The organism is Bradyrhizobium sp. ORS 375 (genome assembly GCF_000239775.1).
In the GTDB taxonomy this organism is placed as follows: domain Bacteria; phylum Pseudomonadota; class Alphaproteobacteria; order Rhizobiales; family Xanthobacteraceae; genus Bradyrhizobium.
This window is the reverse complement of the sequence record NZ_CAFI01000286.1, coordinates 1-14,789: the sequence shown is the minus strand read 5'-3', so window position 1 is coordinate 14,789 and position 14,789 is coordinate 1. Positions and strand designations below refer to the sequence as shown.

The 14,789-nt window shown below is 65.5% G+C and carries 16 protein-coding genes; 9 read left to right on the top strand and 7 right to left on the bottom strand.

Translation table 11 applies throughout. The annotated features are described in order from the left end of the window. A partial coding sequence (locus BRAO375_RS20635; RefSeq protein ID WP_035641498.1) for a malonyl-CoA decarboxylase occupies positions 1-1,296 on the top strand: 1,296 nt, incomplete at its 5' end. A gap of 1,170 nt (positions 1,297-2,466) precedes the next feature. Here BRAO375_RS20635 and BRAO375_RS20630 read toward each other — a convergent pair. From BRAO375_RS20630 to BRAO375_RS20600, 6 genes are all read right to left on the bottom strand, one after another. Beyond that, complete coding sequence (locus BRAO375_RS20630) at positions 2,467-2,877, bottom strand: SRPBCC family protein (protein ID WP_009029381.1); 411 nt, start codon at positions 2,875-2,877, stop codon at positions 2,467-2,469. Between the two features lie 123 nt (positions 2,878-3,000). Beyond that, positions 3,001-3,465, bottom strand: a complete 465-nt coding sequence (locus BRAO375_RS20625) for a DUF2269 family protein (RefSeq protein WP_009029380.1) — start codon at positions 3,463-3,465, stop codon at positions 3,001-3,003. A 142-nt stretch (positions 3,466-3,607) separates the two neighbouring features. Continuing rightward, positions 3,608-4,663 carry a hypothetical protein gene (locus tag BRAO375_RS20620; RefSeq protein WP_009029379.1) on the bottom strand — a complete coding sequence of 352 codons (1,056 nt, stop codon included), beginning with the start codon at positions 4,661-4,663 and terminating at the stop codon, positions 3,608-3,610. A gap of 511 nt (positions 4,664-5,174) precedes the next feature. Continuing rightward, entirely contained in the window at positions 5,175-5,423 is a 249-nt protein-coding gene (locus BRAO375_RS20610) for a DUF3297 family protein (RefSeq protein WP_009029378.1), read from the bottom strand. Continuing rightward, positions 5,420-5,896, bottom strand: a complete 477-nt coding sequence (locus BRAO375_RS20605) for a glutathione peroxidase (protein WP_009029377.1) — start codon at positions 5,894-5,896, stop codon at positions 5,420-5,422. Before BRAO375_RS20605 ends, BRAO375_RS20610 begins: the two co-directional genes overlap by 4 nt. Next, a complete protein-coding gene (locus BRAO375_RS20600) occupies positions 5,896-7,290 on the bottom strand; it encodes an amidase family protein (RefSeq protein ID WP_009029376.1) in 1,395 nt (464 codons plus the stop codon). Before BRAO375_RS20600 ends, BRAO375_RS20605 begins: the two co-directional genes overlap by 1 nt. A 383-nt stretch (positions 7,291-7,673) precedes the next feature. Here BRAO375_RS20600 and BRAO375_RS20595 point away from each other — a divergent pair, with 383 nt between their 5' ends. Beyond that, entirely contained in the window at positions 7,674-8,777 is a 1,104-nt protein-coding gene (locus BRAO375_RS20595) for a lactonase family protein (RefSeq protein WP_009029374.1), read from the top strand. Between the two features lie 236 nt (positions 8,778-9,013). Continuing rightward, positions 9,014-9,448: a group III truncated hemoglobin gene (locus BRAO375_RS20590; protein WP_009029373.1), complete on the top strand. Its 435-nt coding sequence runs from the start codon at positions 9,014-9,016 to the stop codon at positions 9,446-9,448. 60 nt (positions 9,449-9,508) lie between these two features. On the opposite strand, the gene BRAO375_RS20585 is transcribed toward BRAO375_RS20590, so the two are convergent. Then, entirely contained in the window at positions 9,509-9,766 is a 258-nt protein-coding gene (locus BRAO375_RS20585) for a DUF6894 family protein (RefSeq protein ID WP_006614239.1), read from the bottom strand. A 303-nt stretch (positions 9,767-10,069) separates the two neighbouring features. Here BRAO375_RS20585 and pqqA point away from each other — a divergent pair, with 303 nt between their 5' ends. The 6 genes from pqqA to pip all read left to right on the top strand — a co-directional run bounded on the left by pqqA (position 10,070) and on the right by pip (position 14,706). After that, positions 10,070-10,150: a pyrroloquinoline quinone precursor peptide PqqA gene (gene pqqA, locus BRAO375_RS20580; protein ID WP_012029362.1), complete on the top strand. Its 81-nt coding sequence runs from the start codon at positions 10,070-10,072 to the stop codon at positions 10,148-10,150. A gap of 218 nt (positions 10,151-10,368) precedes the next feature. Beyond that, on the top strand, positions 10,369-11,298 hold the full coding sequence (pqqB, locus tag BRAO375_RS20575; protein ID WP_009029372.1) for a pyrroloquinoline quinone biosynthesis protein PqqB: 930 nt from the start codon (positions 10,369-10,371) through the stop codon (positions 11,296-11,298). Positions 11,299-11,318: 20 nt separating this feature from the next. After that, complete coding sequence (gene pqqC / locus BRAO375_RS20570) at positions 11,319-12,074, top strand: pyrroloquinoline-quinone synthase PqqC (protein WP_009029371.1); 756 nt, start codon at positions 11,319-11,321, stop codon at positions 12,072-12,074. Positions 12,075-12,204: 130 nt separating this feature from the next. Beyond that, positions 12,205-12,513, top strand: a complete 309-nt coding sequence (pqqD, locus tag BRAO375_RS20565) for a pyrroloquinoline quinone biosynthesis peptide chaperone PqqD (protein WP_009029370.1) — start codon at positions 12,205-12,207, stop codon at positions 12,511-12,513. Continuing rightward, positions 12,510-13,703, top strand: a complete 1,194-nt coding sequence (gene pqqE, locus BRAO375_RS20560) for a pyrroloquinoline quinone biosynthesis protein PqqE (RefSeq protein ID WP_009029369.1) — start codon at positions 12,510-12,512, stop codon at positions 13,701-13,703. Before pqqD ends, pqqE begins: the two co-directional genes overlap by 4 nt. Continuing rightward, a complete protein-coding gene (pip, locus tag BRAO375_RS20555; protein ID WP_009029368.1) occupies positions 13,696-14,706 on the top strand; it encodes a prolyl aminopeptidase in 1,011 nt (336 codons plus the stop codon). Before pqqE ends, pip begins: the two co-directional genes overlap by 8 nt. Positions 14,707-14,789: the final 83 nt, after the last annotated feature.

The window sequence follows — 14,789 nt, the reverse complement described above, 5'->3', positions numbered from 1 at the left end:
GTTGCGGCGACCGGAGGCACCCCGGCCGTCGACAAGCATGATGCGACCAGCCTCGCCGAGCTGTGCGAGGCGCTGGTGTCCGGTGCCGGCGAGGCCTCGGGCACCGCGATGGCTCGAGACGTGCTCGACGGCTATCATGATCTCGACGCCGAGGGCCGCAAGGCGTTCTTCACCGCGCTGGTGCATGATTTCGGGCCCGACAAGGCCAAGCTCGGCAAGGCGATCGAGGACTGGCGCGCGGCGCCGTCCGACGAAGGCGCGAGCGCGCTGCATTTCGCCTCGGAGCCGCGGCGGCAGGAGCTGATTCGTCGCCTCAACCGCGCGCCCGGCGGAACGGCCGAGCTGGTCGCGATGCGCACCGATCTTCTGGATCTCCTCAAGGCCAATCCGGAACTCGCCGCGCTCGATCGCGACATCGTGCATCTCTTGAGTTCGTGGTTCAACAGGGGGTTTCTCGTGCTGCGCAAGATCGACTGGTCGACGCCGGCGAACATTCTTGAGCAGATCATCCGCTACGAGGCGGTGCACGAGATCCACGACTGGGACGATCTGCGCCGCCGCATCGATCCGGTCGACCGTCGCTGCTACGCCTTCTTCCATCCGGCGATGCCCGATGCGCCGCTGATCTTCGTCGAGATCGCGCTGACCGAGACCATTCCCGGCGCCATCGCGCCGCTGCTTGCCGTTGACCGCACGCCGGTGCCGGCCGATCGCGCCCGCACCGCTGTGTTCTATTCGATCTCCAACACCCAGCGCGGCCTTGGCGGCATTTCTTTCGGCAACTTCCTGATCAAGCAGGTGGTCGAGGAGTTGAGGCGCGAGCTGCCGAAGCTCGACACGTTCGTGACGCTGTCGCCGGTGCCGGGCTTCATGGGCTGGCTGAAATCGACCGAGGATGCGACCGAAGAGGATCGCAACGTGCTCAAGCTCCTCAACGAGCCGCGCTGGGTCGAGGACGCATCGATCACGTCCGAGTTGCGCGCCGTGATCGAGCCGCTCGCTGCGCACTACTTCCTCAAGGCGCGCACGGCGAAGGGCAAGCTGATCGATCCCGTCGCGCGCTTCCACCTCGGCAACGGCGCAAGGCTGGAGCGCATCAACTGGCTTGGTGACCTCTCCGCCAAGGGCCAGCGCGAGTCGGCGACCGTGATGGTGAACTATCTGTACCGGCTCGAGGACATCGAGAAGAACCACGAGGCGTATGCCAATGAGGGCGAGGTCGTCGCCTCCAGCGCCGTGAAGAAGCTGCTGCGCGGCGAAGGCCGGCGGCTGCTGGATATGAGGTTGTCGTCGTAGTCTTGCGGCAGACTGCGGCACCGCCTCGCATCCGCCTCGCGCCGTTGTTCGGGCACGCCGCCCACGCCAAAACTCCGTCATTGCGAGGAGCGAAGCGACGAAGCAATCCAGAGTCTCGCGCGCAGCCCTGGATTGCTTCGCTTCGCTCGCAATGACGCCGGTGATGTACTGTGCTCCCGCCACAACCACCGTCGTCATCCCGGCGAACGCCGGGATCCACAACCACAGGACCTCGTTTGAGGCAGGCCCGTCGTTAGACCGCGCCACGCCACGACCGCCGCGGAGTATGGGTCCCGGATCTGCGCCGCGACGCGCTTTGCGCGTCACGGCTTGTCCGGGACGACAGCGGAGGTAAGCGGCCGCGTCGGTGGCTCGCAATGGCGTTGCATGAGACATGCGCGTCGCGCCACAACCACTGCCGTCATCCCGGACAAGCGCGCGGCCACGCGCGCGCAGATCCGGGATCCATAACCACAGGGTATCGTTTGGGGCAGGCTTGTCGTTACACCGCGCCACGCCACGACCGCCGCGGAGTATGGGTCCCGGATCGGCGCCGCGACGCGCTTTGCGCGTCACGGCTTGTCCGGGACGACAGCGGAGGTAAGCGGCCGCGTCGGTGGACGGCGTGAGGATGAATCGCTTTCACATCTCAAACAGCCGGGGGACGTGCGACCATAGCCTCGCGGCGCGTCACGCCCGAGTGCTGCATCGACATGTCCCCCTGATCAACGACAGAGGGCGCAGGGAAGACCGGGTGCTGGCCACACCCATGGCCCCCGTGCGTGAGAAAATGCACGGGGCAGGAACCACAGGTACGACCGGTGCATTCCGGCCCTCCCTGCGCGATGGTTTTCACGGTGTCCTTCGTGCTCTCCCCGGGGATCGGCGTTCTTGCCCCCGTCGTCCGCGCGTGCCGTCAAGCAACCGACCGCAGACTTGACCTCAGCGTCGAGAGGCCAGGACCACACGACTTCTCCGTCCGCAACGACGCCGGTCGTCCACCGTCGCCGCTGCGGCCACCGCATCCCTGCCCCGACGTTCGTGACGACGCGTACGCCCCTCTGCGATGAGGCAGGACGCAGGCAGTATTACTGATTTTCGGAATTTGTCAAGAGCGAAGATTCCGGCCGATCACGACGTCCCCATCGGACCGCCCCGCGTTCCGCACGCTCAGGACGCCTTTGCCTCCACGTGTTTTTTGAAGCTGTCGAGAATGGCCTGCCAGCCTTGCTGTTGCATCTCGACCGGGTGCGTCGTTTCAGGATCGAAGACAACGCGAACGAGAACGCCGTTCGGACCGGTCTCGAAATGAACGTCCGCTTTCCGGTCGCCGAAGGCGTAGGCGATCAGCTTGTGCTCGACGATCTTCGTGTAGGTGCCGGCGAAGTCGAAGCCCATGCTGCCGTCCTTGGCCTCCATCCGCGACGAGAAATCTCCGCCCTCCCGCAGATCGACCGTGGCCTTGGTCGTATGCCAGTCGTCGGACGCGGCGTTCCAGTTGACGATGTCGGCCGGCGTCGTATAGGCGCGCCAGACCTGATCGATCGGGGCTGCGACGGTGGTTTCGACGGTGATCCGCATGATGATTGCTCCTTGGTTCGATTGGGACGGCTCGCTGCACGAGTGCAGGATTTGTATTCGTCCCAAGGACGATCCAGGCTGACCTGCTCCGACAGCACTGTCGCGGAAATCCAGTTCAAGGCTTCAAGCCGGCTTGAACACCATCAAATAGAAGATCCCGAGCATGGCCGTCGTTGAAGGCAGGCCCAGGAAGGTCCAGACCTTGAACAGCTTGTGATATTCGGCGGGCAATCCCGAGCTCGTCTCAACAGCCTTGTTCGAAATTGCGACCATGCGGTGCTGCAGCCACACGCCGAAGATCCAGCAGACGCCCGCGATGCAGAGCAGCATCAAGGCCCATCCGAGCCAGCCGCTCGAAAGCGGGTAGGCCGCGATCGAGGCCATCCAAAATCCCGTGACCACCTGAGTGAGCGCGGCGAGAACGGTGGAATAGAGCTCGACCTTGACGATATGAGGCCCGAATTCCGCGATCCATCTTGTCTTGTGCGAACCGTAGACGAGCGTCCCGAGCACGCCAGCGAAAACGCCGCCACCGAACAGAACCGTGGCGCTGACGATGTGGATCAGTGTCAGCGTCTGATAAAGCATGACCCGGCGTCGACCTCATGTTCGATCAAGTGTTGCGGCCAACGTGCGCGCGCCTCGTGAGGGCTCCAACAATGCCTGCGGATGCGAACGTCCTCAAGAGGCGCATTCGGGGACGGCCGCACCAATTGTCGCAGCCGCTTTCTTAATTGGCTCCGCCTTGCGGCCGCAACCTCAGCACCGCCGGCGGCAGATTGGCCGCCAGCCACTCCGCAATCGCCTTCTGCTTCCGATGATACGCCAGCCCCGCCGCCACCACCGCGACGCCGATCAGCGACAGCGCGAACGGGAACAGCAGCGAGTCCTTGAAGACCATTTCGGCGAGATGGCCGAGATACATCGTGATGCCGATGGCGCCGAACACGGCGTAGGCGCGGCGGACGATGATGACGGCGATCGCGAGCAGGCCGACATTCATCAGGCAGTAGATCGCCTTGCCCAGTTCGGTTGAGCCTTCAGTGGCGCTGATGCCGCCCCAGAAGGCCATCAGGCCGAACAGATGCAGCCAGAAGCCGAAGTCGCGGTTGTCGCTGGTGTAGTCGACGATCCAGGCCAGGCTGAGCATGCCCAGGCCGAACCAGATCGAGACGATGCGGCGCATCTCCCAATCGAGGTGGCTGACGTTGAAGATCCAGGGCGTGAGGTCCATCGACATGAACCACAGCGCCACCGAGATGACCGCATAGATGAAGGGGACGCGGTAGAAGCGCAGCGCGATGGCCCCCGCCGCGACGGTGGCGAGCTCCATGAACAGCCAGCTGCCCTTGATCCAGACATAGAAGTCCTGGACCGTGCCGGGCTTGCCGAACCTGCCCCACCAGCCGAGCTCGGCCTGGACGCCGTAGACGGCGAGCGGCGCCATGGACACGGCGATGGCGATCAAGAGGCCGCCGGGAACGCGCAGGCTGCGGCGCCAGAGCTGGTCGCCGGCGAAGCCGAAGGCGGCGGCGTAAGCGAGCGCGCAGGCCGTCAAAGCGCGGCCGCCCATTTGCGAGAAGGCGACGGTCGAGAACAGGCCCATGGCGCCGATCACGATCAGCGCGCCGGCGTACCAGAGCAGATGCGCGGCATCGAATTTGGCGCGGGGGGTGTCGGTGGAGGGCGCGCGCTGCTGCAGGTAGGCCAGCAGGCGTTGCAGTTCGTCGGGGCTGATGGCGCCGGCACTCGATGCGGCGCGAAGGTCGGATTCGGAATAGGACATCGTCGTTACCTCGGGTGGTCCGCCGGAGGCATGCGAATCCGGCCGCGCAAACGCTGCTCGCGTTGCGCGTCGCGGGCCGACGCCGGCGGGGCGGATAAAGGTGAGTGTAGCCAAACGTGAGCGATGTTCAAGAAATATTTTGAGCGACGCTCAAATATTTTTGAGGTCAGGGGTCAGCGCCTCGTTCCGCGCATCGGTTCCTGTCCGTGCCGACGCTCGCACGTCACCCTCAGTATCATTCCCCGCCGCGGCCTCTCGATCAATTACTGCCGCCTCTGGGATACTGGATCGTCCGCCTGCGCGGACGATGACAGCGGAGTGTGAGGGGGGCGCCGTCCGCCCCACGAGCGTCATGGCCGGGCTCGTCCCGGCCATCCACGTCGTGCCTCGTCGAAAAACGTGGATGCCCGGGTCAAGCCCGGGCATGACGAGGTCTGGGTTGGCGATTTGCCTGATCGCAGAGGCCAGAGACCGGCTGATAGGGCTATGAGCAGGGCAGCGTCCCCACTCCTCAGTCCTTGAAATACGGCTCCACCGGCCCGTGCACCTTGATGGTCAGCGGGTTGCCGTGGCGGTCCTTGGCGTTGCCGGCGGCGACGCGGATCCAGCCTTCGCTGATGCAGTATTCCTCGACATTGGTCTTCTCGGCGCCCTTGAAGCGGATGCCGACGTCGCGCGACAGGATCTCCGCGTTGTAATAGGGGCTCTTCGGATCGACCGAGAGGCGGTCCGGGAAGGTGAAGGTCTCGTTGTCGCTCACAGCAGTGCCTCGATCTCTTTCTTCAGCGCCTCGGGCGTGGTGGTCGGCGCATGGCGCGACACCACGCGGCCCGAGCGATCGACCAGGAATTTGGTGAAATTCCATTTGACCGCCGAGCCCAACAGGCCGGTTTTCTCGCCCTTCAGGAACTTGAACAGCGGATGCGCCGCGGCGCCGTTGACGTCGATCTTCGCAAACAGCGGGAAGGTGACATCGTACTTCGCCGAGCAGAACGCGCTGATCTCCTCGGCCGTGCCGGGCTCCTGGGCGCCGAACTGGTTACAGGGAAAACCGAGCACGGCAAAGCCCCTGTCGGCGTAGGCGCGGTGCAGGGCCTCCAGGCCGCGATATTGCGGCGTGAACCCGCAGGCGCTGGCGGTGTTGACGATCAGCATCACCTGCCCTTCGAAGCGCTTCAGCGGCACCTCCTCGCCGGTCAGGGAGGCCGCAGTGAAATCGTAGATGCCGGCCATCAACCGAGCACCGGATCGATCGGCGACGGCGGCACGCCGCCGGCCTCGATCGCCTCGCCCGCGGCAAGGCACATGTCCTCGCGAAAGCGCTGGCCGACGAGCTGCACGCCGACAGGGACGCGGCCGACCATGCCGGTCGAGACGACGAGACCCGGCAGGCCGAAGAACGGAATCGCGATCTGCGTCAGCTGCGCGTGCCAGACCTGCTTGAACGATTCCTCGTCCTTGCGGTCGAGCTGGTCGGCAAACGGCAGCATGCCGGAAACCGGCAGCAGCAGCAGCGGATGCTGCTCCATGAACAGGAGCCACTGCCGGGTCAGCGCGGCGCGGCGTGCGAGCGTCGCCGAGAGGTCGAACGGATGCACCTTGTCCCGGTTGCCGCGCAGGCAGGCGAGCGCGCCGGGGTCGCCCTCCTTCTCGGCGGCAGCAAGCTGTGCCTCGTAGCCGTCGCCCAGCCAGAGCCGGGTCTGCAGCAGCGCGGCCTCCTGCAGCGGCGGGGTGTCCTGGATGTCCTCGACGGTCCAGCCGGCGGCTTCGAGCCGCCTGGCGGCGTCGCGCAGCGCGGCGACGACTTCCGGCACCGGGTTCAGGCCGTCGGGGTTGACGCAGAGCGTGACCCGCTTCGGCAGCGGCGGTCCCTCGAGCGGCACCGGCATCCACCAGACGTCGCGCACGTCGCGCGCCGACATCGCCGCGAGCGCGATCCTGACATCGTTGATCGTCCGGGCGAGCGGGCCGGAGACCGCGCTGATCTGCGGGCCGATCGGACGCTCCGGCAGGCAGGTATTGAACGCGGGGATGCGACCGACCGTCGGGCGCAGGCCGTGGATGCCGCAGGCATAAGCGGGGTAGCGCACCGAGCCGGCGATATCGGTGCCATGGCCGATATGGCCGATGCCCGCGGCGGTGGCCGAGCCGGCGCCGCCGGAGGAGCCGCCCGGCGTGATGCCGGGGTCGCGCGGGTTCTTGGTGTGGCCGTGGACGAGGTTGCTGGTGAACCAGCGATAGGACACCGCAGGCGTATTGGTGCGGCCGAGCAGCACGGCGCCGGCCTTGACGAAGTTGTTGACGACGGGGTTGTGCGCGGACGCGATGGCGTCCTTCTGCAAATTGAGGCCGTTGGTGGTGGCGTAGCCGGCCTGGTCGACATTGACCTTGATCGTCACCGGCACGCCGGCGAGCGGCCCCGGGTCTTCGCCGCGCGCCAGCCGCGCGTCGATCGCGTCGGCCTGCTGCAGCACGTCCTCAGGGCGGTGGTCGATCACGGCGTTGATGGCGGGGTTGACCGCATCGAGCCGGGCCAGCGCCGAGGTCGCGGCGTCCCTGGCGGAGACCTGTTTCGACTTGATGAGGGCGGCGAGATCGGCAGCCGGCAGGCGCCAGAGATCGGTCATGGGGAGCTCCGTGGTGTCGGGGCTGTTCTAGCGTGCACGCGGGATCGGAGAAAGTCGTCCGCACGCAGCTCTCACCACAGCTCCATGCAGCAAGGCGCATGGCACTTTCGTGCCTCCCCTCTCCTCCTCGTCATGGCCGGGCTTGACCCGGCCATCCACGTTGCTCGTCGCGTGTGGATGGACGTGGATGCCCGGGTCAAGCCCGGGCATGACGGAGAAACACATTGACGGCACATCGAGCGGCAGATCAGGCGGGTTCAGCGATGGCTGAGCTCACCCGATCAATACCCGTCCTGCATCGATCGATCCGGAAACAGGCTTGGTCAAGCTTCGCAAACGACTTTAAGACCTCAAGCAAGAACATCACCAGAGGGGGAAACCACATGATCAGATCGGGCACCATCATGGCCGCAACACTCGTTCTCACCGCAGCAGCAACACTTTCGCCGCGTGTGGGCCACGCCGAGACCTACGCCTATGTCGGCAATGCCGACAGCAATGACATCAGCGTGTTCAAGTTCGACGCCGCGACCGGCGAGGTGAGCCCGGTGCAGACGGCAGCGTTCGTCGGCGTCGAGAAGCCGGGCTCGTCGACCCCGCTCGCCGTCAGCCCGGACAAGCGCGTGCTGGTCGCCGGCGTCCGCTCGCAACCCTTCCAGGCGGAGAGCTTCGCGATCGACGGCAAGACCGGCCAGCTCACCCATATCGGCAACGGGCCGCTCGCCGACAGCATGGCCAACATCGCCTTCGACCGCACCGGCAAAGTGCTGTTCAGCGCGTCCTATGGCGGCAACAAGGTCGCGGTGAATCCGCTCCAGGCGAATGGCGTGGTTGCCGCGCCGAGCCAGGTGATCCCGACCGGGCTGAACGCGCATGCGGTCCTGCCCTCGCCCGACAACCGCTTCGTGTTCGCCACCAATCTCGGCTCCGACCAGGTGCTCGGCTTCGCCTTCGATGCCGCAACCGGCACGCTGACGGCCAAGGATGCGCTGACGGTGAAGACGCCGGAGAAATCCGGCCCGCGGCACTTCATCTTCCACCCGAACGGCAAGTTCATCTATCTTCTGCACGAGCTCAACGCCGATCTCGCCGTCTATGCCTATGACGCTGACAAGGGCACGTGGACCGAGCAGCAGCGCATCACCACGCTGCCCGCCGGCTTCACCGGCAAGCCATGGGCCGCCGATCTTCATGCGACGCCGGATGGCAAGTTCGTGTATGCGTCAGAGCGCGGCTCCAACACACTGGCCGCGTTCAAGATCGATGCCGTCAATGGGCGCGTGACGCTGATCGGCAGCGTGCCGACCGAGACGCAGCCGCGCGGCTTCGCGATCGATCCGACGGGGCGCTATCTCGCCGCCGTCGGCGAGGTGTCGAACGGCATGACCGTGTACAAGATCGATCCGGCCAGCGGCGCGCTGGAGAAGGTGACGTCGTACGTGGTCGGCAAGAAGCCGAACTGGGTGGAGTTCGTCACCCTGCCGTGAGCGGCGGGTGGAGAAACTGAGCCCGCGGCCATCCTTCGAGACGCGCGCCCGAAGGCGCGCTCCTCAGGATGAGGGCGGAATGTGCGGTGAGGGTACTTTCCACATACCGCCCTGCTCACCCTCATGGTGAGGAGCGCCGTCTTCGGCGCGTCTCGAACCATGAGCCCTGATCGAACCATGAGGCCCATGGCGGCGCGGCATGTCCTTTCCCGCTATCAATCCCTATATACAGCGCCATGAGCATGCCCGCCGCACAGCCCGACCGCCATCCCCTCGCGGTTCAACATCCGGAACTCGATGACGCCTCGATCCGCCTACTGGTCGAGACCTTCTACGGCCGGGCGCGCGAGGACGCGTTGATCGGGCCGATCTTCAACCGCACCGTCGAGGACTGGGACGAGCACATCGGCCGGATCAGCGATTTCTGGTCGTCGATGTTCCTGAAGACGGGACGCTACAGCGGCGCGCCGATGCGGCCGCATCTTGTGCTGGAGTTGCAGGGCCCGCATTTCGACCGCTGGCTGCAGCTATTCGAGGCGACGGCGAAGGACCTGTTCTCGCCGGAGCTCGCCGAGCTCTTCATCGTCCGGGCGCGGCGGATCGCCGACAGTTTCGAGATGGGGATCGCCAGCACCCGCGGCGAGCTCGTCCGGCCCCGGCATTCCGTCTAAGCCGGCGGGTCGCATCCAGGCCCCGCCCGCGTGCGATCGGCGGCGGCCCGGCCGCCGCACTCAGTGTCGCGTCATCGATTGCGCGGTCATGTTGAAGATCGCCTCCGAGAACGGAAACTCCAGCACGATCTCGCCATCCTCGTCGGTGACCTCGATGACCGCGGTCATCAGCGCGGCATTGCCACCTTCGGTGCGCAGCAGTTCCTTGATCATGTCGCGCGCGACTTCCCAGGCGCGATCGGGATTGCGCAGCACTTCGCCGTCGGTGTCGGAGACCAGTTCCTCGCCGATCCGTGTGTTGAAGAAATATCTAGGCATCGTCAGCTTCCAATGGGGTCACACGCTGGGATTTTGAAGTCTCGAACCTCTCACAACCGCTTTATCCGACCCGTTTCGCCCCAAGCTAATGGCGGAACAGGACGGTGGTGCGAAGCCATCGATCACGAATTCGTTGTTTTCGCGGCTCAAACCGACGAAAACTGGAGTCATTCGCGTTTGCGACTTCGCATTGCAATAAGCGGGCCTGAGACGCTCAAACAAAAAGATTCCACTGGCGAACTTTTCGTAGCACGGTAGTTTAATGCTGAGGACGATAACCGTCCCGTCTTGAAGGAGAGGACAATGGCCTGGAAAGCACCGAAGATTGTTGAAGTGCCGGTCGGCATGGAAATCAACATGTACGCCTGCGCGGCCCGCAAATAATTCGCGGGTGTGACGTCCAGGTCCCGCCCGATCCGGACGTCGACGCTTGAGGGTGGGCGGTCAGCGATCGCCTGTGTGCCAGCCGTCTGCTGCTGCCATGTGCAGGTCAGATGTCCCACCCTCGTCGCCCTCCTGACCTGCTGATCCCCCGAGATTGCTGGTCATCCTGCCGCCGGTAATCGCGTGCGCCACCACAGCTGAATTCCAGGAGACGGCTCATGCTTCGCCTCGTCGTCCTGGGCGCCGCCGCGGGCGGCGGAGTCCCGCAGTGGAATTGCGGCTGCGCCGTGTGCCGCGCCGCGCGCACGGACCATCCCGAGATCCGCAACAGCCAGGCCTCGGTCGCGGTCAGCGCCGACGGCGCCAACTGGTTCCTGATCAACGCCTCGCCCGACCTGCGCCAGCAGGTCACCTCGACGCCGCAATTGCATCCGAAGCCGGGCGCGCTGCGCCACAGCCCGATCGCCGGCGTGATCCTCACCAATGGCGAGATCGACGCCGTCACCGGCCTGCTGTCGATGCGCGAGAGCTCGCCTTTTTCGATCCATGCGCACCCGAAGGTGCTTGCGATCCTCCGCTCCAACAACATCTTCGATGTGTTGAAGGACGAGAACGTCAAGCGCGTTCCGATCGTGATCGACGTTCCGTTCCGCCCCCTGCTGCAGGACGGCGCCCCGTCGGGGCTGGAGATCACGGCGTTCGCGGTGTCCGGCACCAGCGCCTGGTATCTGCGCGACAAACAGCATCCCGGCGGCAGCTCCTCGACCGGCGACACGCTCGGCTTGAAGATCGAGGACATCGACAGCGGGCAATACGCCTACGTCATCGCCGCCTGCGCCGAAGTCGATCATGAGCTGAGACTGAGATTGAAAGGCGCGCCGCTGGTGCTGTTCGACGGCACCGTCTGGCGCGATGACGAGATGATCCAGGCCGGACTCGGCAACAAGACCGGGCAGAGCATGGGACATATCGCGATGTCCGGAGAAAGCGGCGCGATCAAGCAGCTGGCGGACCTCGGGATCGGCAGGAAGATCTTCCTGCACATCAACAACTCCAATCCGGCGTGGCTGCACGCCTCACCCGAGCGGCAAACGTTGGAACGCGAGGGATGGGAAATCCCCGCTGAAGGGATGGAGATCGTGCTGTGAGTGAGGTCAATCTGAGCGGAATGACGGCGCTGTCGATCGGACGCGGCGTGACGCTGAACAATGCGAGTGAATTGGAAGCCGCACTGCGCCACATCGGCGCGACGCGCTATCACAATCACCATCCATTCCATAAGCTGCTGCACAGCGGCAAGCTCAACAAGGGCCAGGTGCAGGCCTGGGCGCTGAACCGCTACTACTATCAGTCGACGATCCCGCTCAAGGACGCGATGGTGATGACCCGCTTCCGCGACCGGGCCACGCGGCTGGAATGGCGTCACCGCATCGAGGATCACGACGGCGACGTCGGCAGCGAGGGCGGCATCGAGCGCTGGATCAAGCTGACCGAAGGCCTCGGCCTCGACACGGCCTATGTGGAATCCACCGAGGGCATTCTGCCGGCGACGCGCTTCGCGGTGGAAGCCTATGTGCATTTCTGCCGCGACCGCTCGCCGCTCGAGGCGATCGCCTCGTCGCTGACCGAGCTGTTCGCGCCCAGCATTCACGAGGAGCGCATCTCCGGGATGCTGGAGCACTACAGCTTCGTCAACAACGACACCATGAGCTACTTCAAGCGCCGTCTCACCCAGGCGCCGCGCGACGCCAACTTCGCGCTGCATTACGTCAAGGAGCACGCCACCACGCCCGAGCAGCGCGCCGCGGTGTGCAATGCGCTGATCTTCAAGACCAACGTGCTGTGGGTCCAGCTCGACGCGCTGTATCACGCGTATGTCGAGGGCCACATCCCGCCCGGCGCGTTCGTGCCGAAGGAGGGGTGAGCGTGCGTTGTCTGGACCACCGCTCTAGCGCCGCGATCGGTGCGCCCCCCTCCCCCTTGCGGGGAGGGGAGTCGAGTTATGCTCGGCGCGGCCATCGCGCTTCTTAACGAAAAGCCCTAGAGACCCCGCCATGGCCCCGCGTCACATCCAGGTCACCGAAACCAGCCGCGTGGTGCTGCCGCGGCACACGAAGCTGAAGTATGACGAGACGCGGCAGGTCTGGGTGATCCTGGCGCCCGAGCGGGTGCTGGCGCCGGATGAGATCGCGGTCGAGGTGCTGAAGCTGTGCGACGGCGCGCGCCGCGTCGCTGATATCATCGACGAGCTCGCGGCGACATACGCCGCGCCGCGTGACGTCATCGCAACCGATGTCGTCGCGATGCTGCAGGACCTCGCTGACAAGGGCTTTCTCACCGAGGTTCGGGAGACGACATCATGACCGAACTGACAGATACAACACCGCCGGTCGACAGCAATGACGGCCTCGCCGTGCTGGAACGCCGCGGCTCCGTCGCCGAGACCTACGGCATTCCGCTGGCCGTGCTGCTCGAGCTCACCCATCGCTGCCCGCTGCAATGTCCGTATTGCTCCAACCCGCTGGAGCTCGATCGCGCCGGTCAGGAGCTGACCACGGGCGAGTGGAAGAAGGTGCTGTCGGAGCTCGCCGAGATCGGCGTGCTGCAGGTGCATTTCTCCGGCGGCGAGCCGACCGCGCGCAAGGACATCGTCGAGCTGGTTGCTCATGCCAACGAGGTCGGCCTCTACACCAACCTGATCACCTCGGCCGTGCTGCTGACGCGCGAGCGGCTGAAGGAGCTCGCCGATGCGGGCCTCTGCCACGTGCAGATCAGCTTCCAGGGCAACGAGCCCGTCGTCGCCGACCGCGTCGGCGGCTACAAGGGCGGCCATGCGAAGAAGCTTGAGGTGGCGCGCTGGACCCGTGAGCTCGACCTGCCGCTGACGGTCAACGCCGTGATGCACCGGCAGAACCTGCATCAGTTGCCCGACATCATCCAGATGGCGGTCGATCTCGACGCCGACCGGCTCGAGGTCGCCAACGTTCAGTACTACGGCTGGGCGCTGAAGAATCGCGCCAGCTTGATGCCGACCTATCAGCAGCTCGAGGAGACCGATCGCCTGGTCGAAGAGGCGCGCGAGCGGCTGAAGGGCACGCTGACGATCGACTACGTCGTGCCGGACTATTATGCGCTGCGGCCGAAGAAATGCATGGGCGGCTGGGGCCGGCAGTTCTTCAACATCTCGCCCTCGGGTAAGATCCTGCCCTGCCACGCCGCCGAGAGCATCACCGGGCTCGAGTTCATGTCGGTGCGCTCGAACAACTCGATCGCCTGGATCTGGCAGAACTCCGAAGCCTTCAACCGCTATCGCGGCACCGGCTGGATGAAGGAGCCGTGCAAATCCTGCGAGTTCCGCGAGATCGACTTCGGCGGCTGCCGCTGCCAGGCCTTCGCGCTGACCGGCGACGCCGCCAACACCGATCCCGCCTGCACGCTGTCGCCGCTGCACGAGAGCATCTTCAAGCAGGCGGAGCGCGACGCGGCTTCGGGTCAGGACCGCTTCCTGTATCGCAACTTCGCCGGCGGCACGCCCGAGAGCCGCGATGCCTGACGCCGAAGCCGGCCGCGCCGCCGCGCGCCGCAACGATCCGTTCGCGCCGCTGACGTCGGAATGGCTCGACGTCTCCGGCGGGCATCAGATCTATGTCGAGAGCAGCGGGTGCGCCGGCGGCATTCCTGCCGTCTATCTGCACGGCGGCCCCGGCTCCGGCTGCCAGCCGGATCACCGCCGCCTGTTCGATCCCGAGCGCTTCCATGCCGTGCTGTTCGACCAGCGCGGCGCCGGCCGCTCGCGTCCCGCGCGCAGCCGCGACAACAACACCCTGCCCGATCTGATCGCCGACATGGAGGCGATCCGCTCCAAGTTCGGCTTCGCGAAATGGATCGTTGCCGGCGGCTCCTGGGGGGCAACATTGGCGCTGGCCTATGCGCAGGCGCATCCGAATCGCGTCACTGGGCTGGTGCTGCGCGCGACCTTTCTCGGCACCCGCGCCGAGGTGGAGATGGCGTTCGGCGAGACGCTGGCGCGCTTTCATCCCGCGCTCCATCGCGACTTCCTGGAGATGCTGCCGGAAGCCGAGCGCGCCAATCCCTGCGATGCCTATTTCCGCCGCATCCTCGACCCCGATCCAGCCATCCACGGGCCCGCGGCGCGGGCGTGGCACGACACCGAGCGGGCGCTGTCCGAGATCAAGCCGGCGCGCAGCCATCTCGACCGTCTCGCCATCCGCTCCGGCAGCGCGCTTCCCGCGACGCCGTTCATGGAGGCGCATTACTTCTCGCACGACAGCTTCATGGCGCCGGACCAACTGCTGCGCGACGCGACCAGGCTCGCCGGCATTCCCGGCATCATCGTGCAGGGCCGCTATGACCTGCTCTGCCCGCCCTCGACCTCCGCGCGGCTCGCTGAAGTGTGGCGCGAGGCCGAAATCCGTGTCGTCGAAGCCGCAGGTCACAATCTTTATGATCCTGGCATCCGCGACGCGGTCATGAAAGCCATCTGCGATATGGCGACGCGCGCGACTTTGCGACAAGATGGAACAGACACGGCGTGAGGTTCTCACCCTCCCCTGGAGGGGGAGGGTCGATCGCGAAGCGATCGGGGTGGGGTGAGGCTCCACACTCCGACCCAAGTTCA

Coding starts and splice junctions, on each gene's coding strand:
- BRAO375_RS20630 (WP_009029381.1), bottom strand. CDS start 2,877: ATGCGGATCACCGTCGAAACCACCGTCGCAGCCCCGATCGATCAGGTC.
- BRAO375_RS20625 (WP_009029380.1), bottom strand. CDS start 3,465: ATGCTTTATCAGACGCTGACACTGATCCACATCGTCAGCGCCACGGTT.
- BRAO375_RS20620 (WP_009029379.1), bottom strand. CDS start 4,663: ATGTCCTATTCCGAATCCGACCTTCGCGCCGCATCGAGTGCCGGCGCC.
- BRAO375_RS20605 (WP_009029377.1), bottom strand. CDS start 5,896: ATGGCCGGCATCTACGATTTCACTGCGGCCTCCCTGACCGGCGAGGAG.
- BRAO375_RS20600 (WP_009029376.1), bottom strand. CDS start 7,290: ATGACCGATCTCTGGCGCCTGCCGGCTGCCGATCTCGCCGCCCTCATC.
- BRAO375_RS20595 (WP_009029374.1), top strand. CDS start 7,674: ATGATCAGATCGGGCACCATCATGGCCGCAACACTCGTTCTCACCGCA.
- BRAO375_RS20590 (WP_009029373.1), top strand. CDS start 9,014: ATGAGCATGCCCGCCGCACAGCCCGACCGCCATCCCCTCGCGGTTCAA.
- BRAO375_RS20585 (WP_006614239.1), bottom strand. CDS start 9,766: ATGCCTAGATATTTCTTCAACACACGGATCGGCGAGGAACTGGTCTCC.
- pqqA (WP_012029362.1), top strand. CDS start 10,070: ATGGCCTGGAAAGCACCGAAGATTGTTGAAGTGCCGGTCGGCATGGAA.
- pqqB (WP_009029372.1), top strand. CDS start 10,369: ATGCTTCGCCTCGTCGTCCTGGGCGCCGCCGCGGGCGGCGGAGTCCCG.
- pqqC (WP_009029371.1), top strand. CDS start 11,319: ATGACGGCGCTGTCGATCGGACGCGGCGTGACGCTGAACAATGCGAGT.
- pqqD (WP_009029370.1), top strand. CDS start 12,205: ATGGCCCCGCGTCACATCCAGGTCACCGAAACCAGCCGCGTGGTGCTG.
- pqqE (WP_009029369.1), top strand. CDS start 12,510: ATGACCGAACTGACAGATACAACACCGCCGGTCGACAGCAATGACGGC.
- pip (WP_009029368.1), top strand. CDS start 13,696: ATGCCTGACGCCGAAGCCGGCCGCGCCGCCGCGCGCCGCAACGATCCG.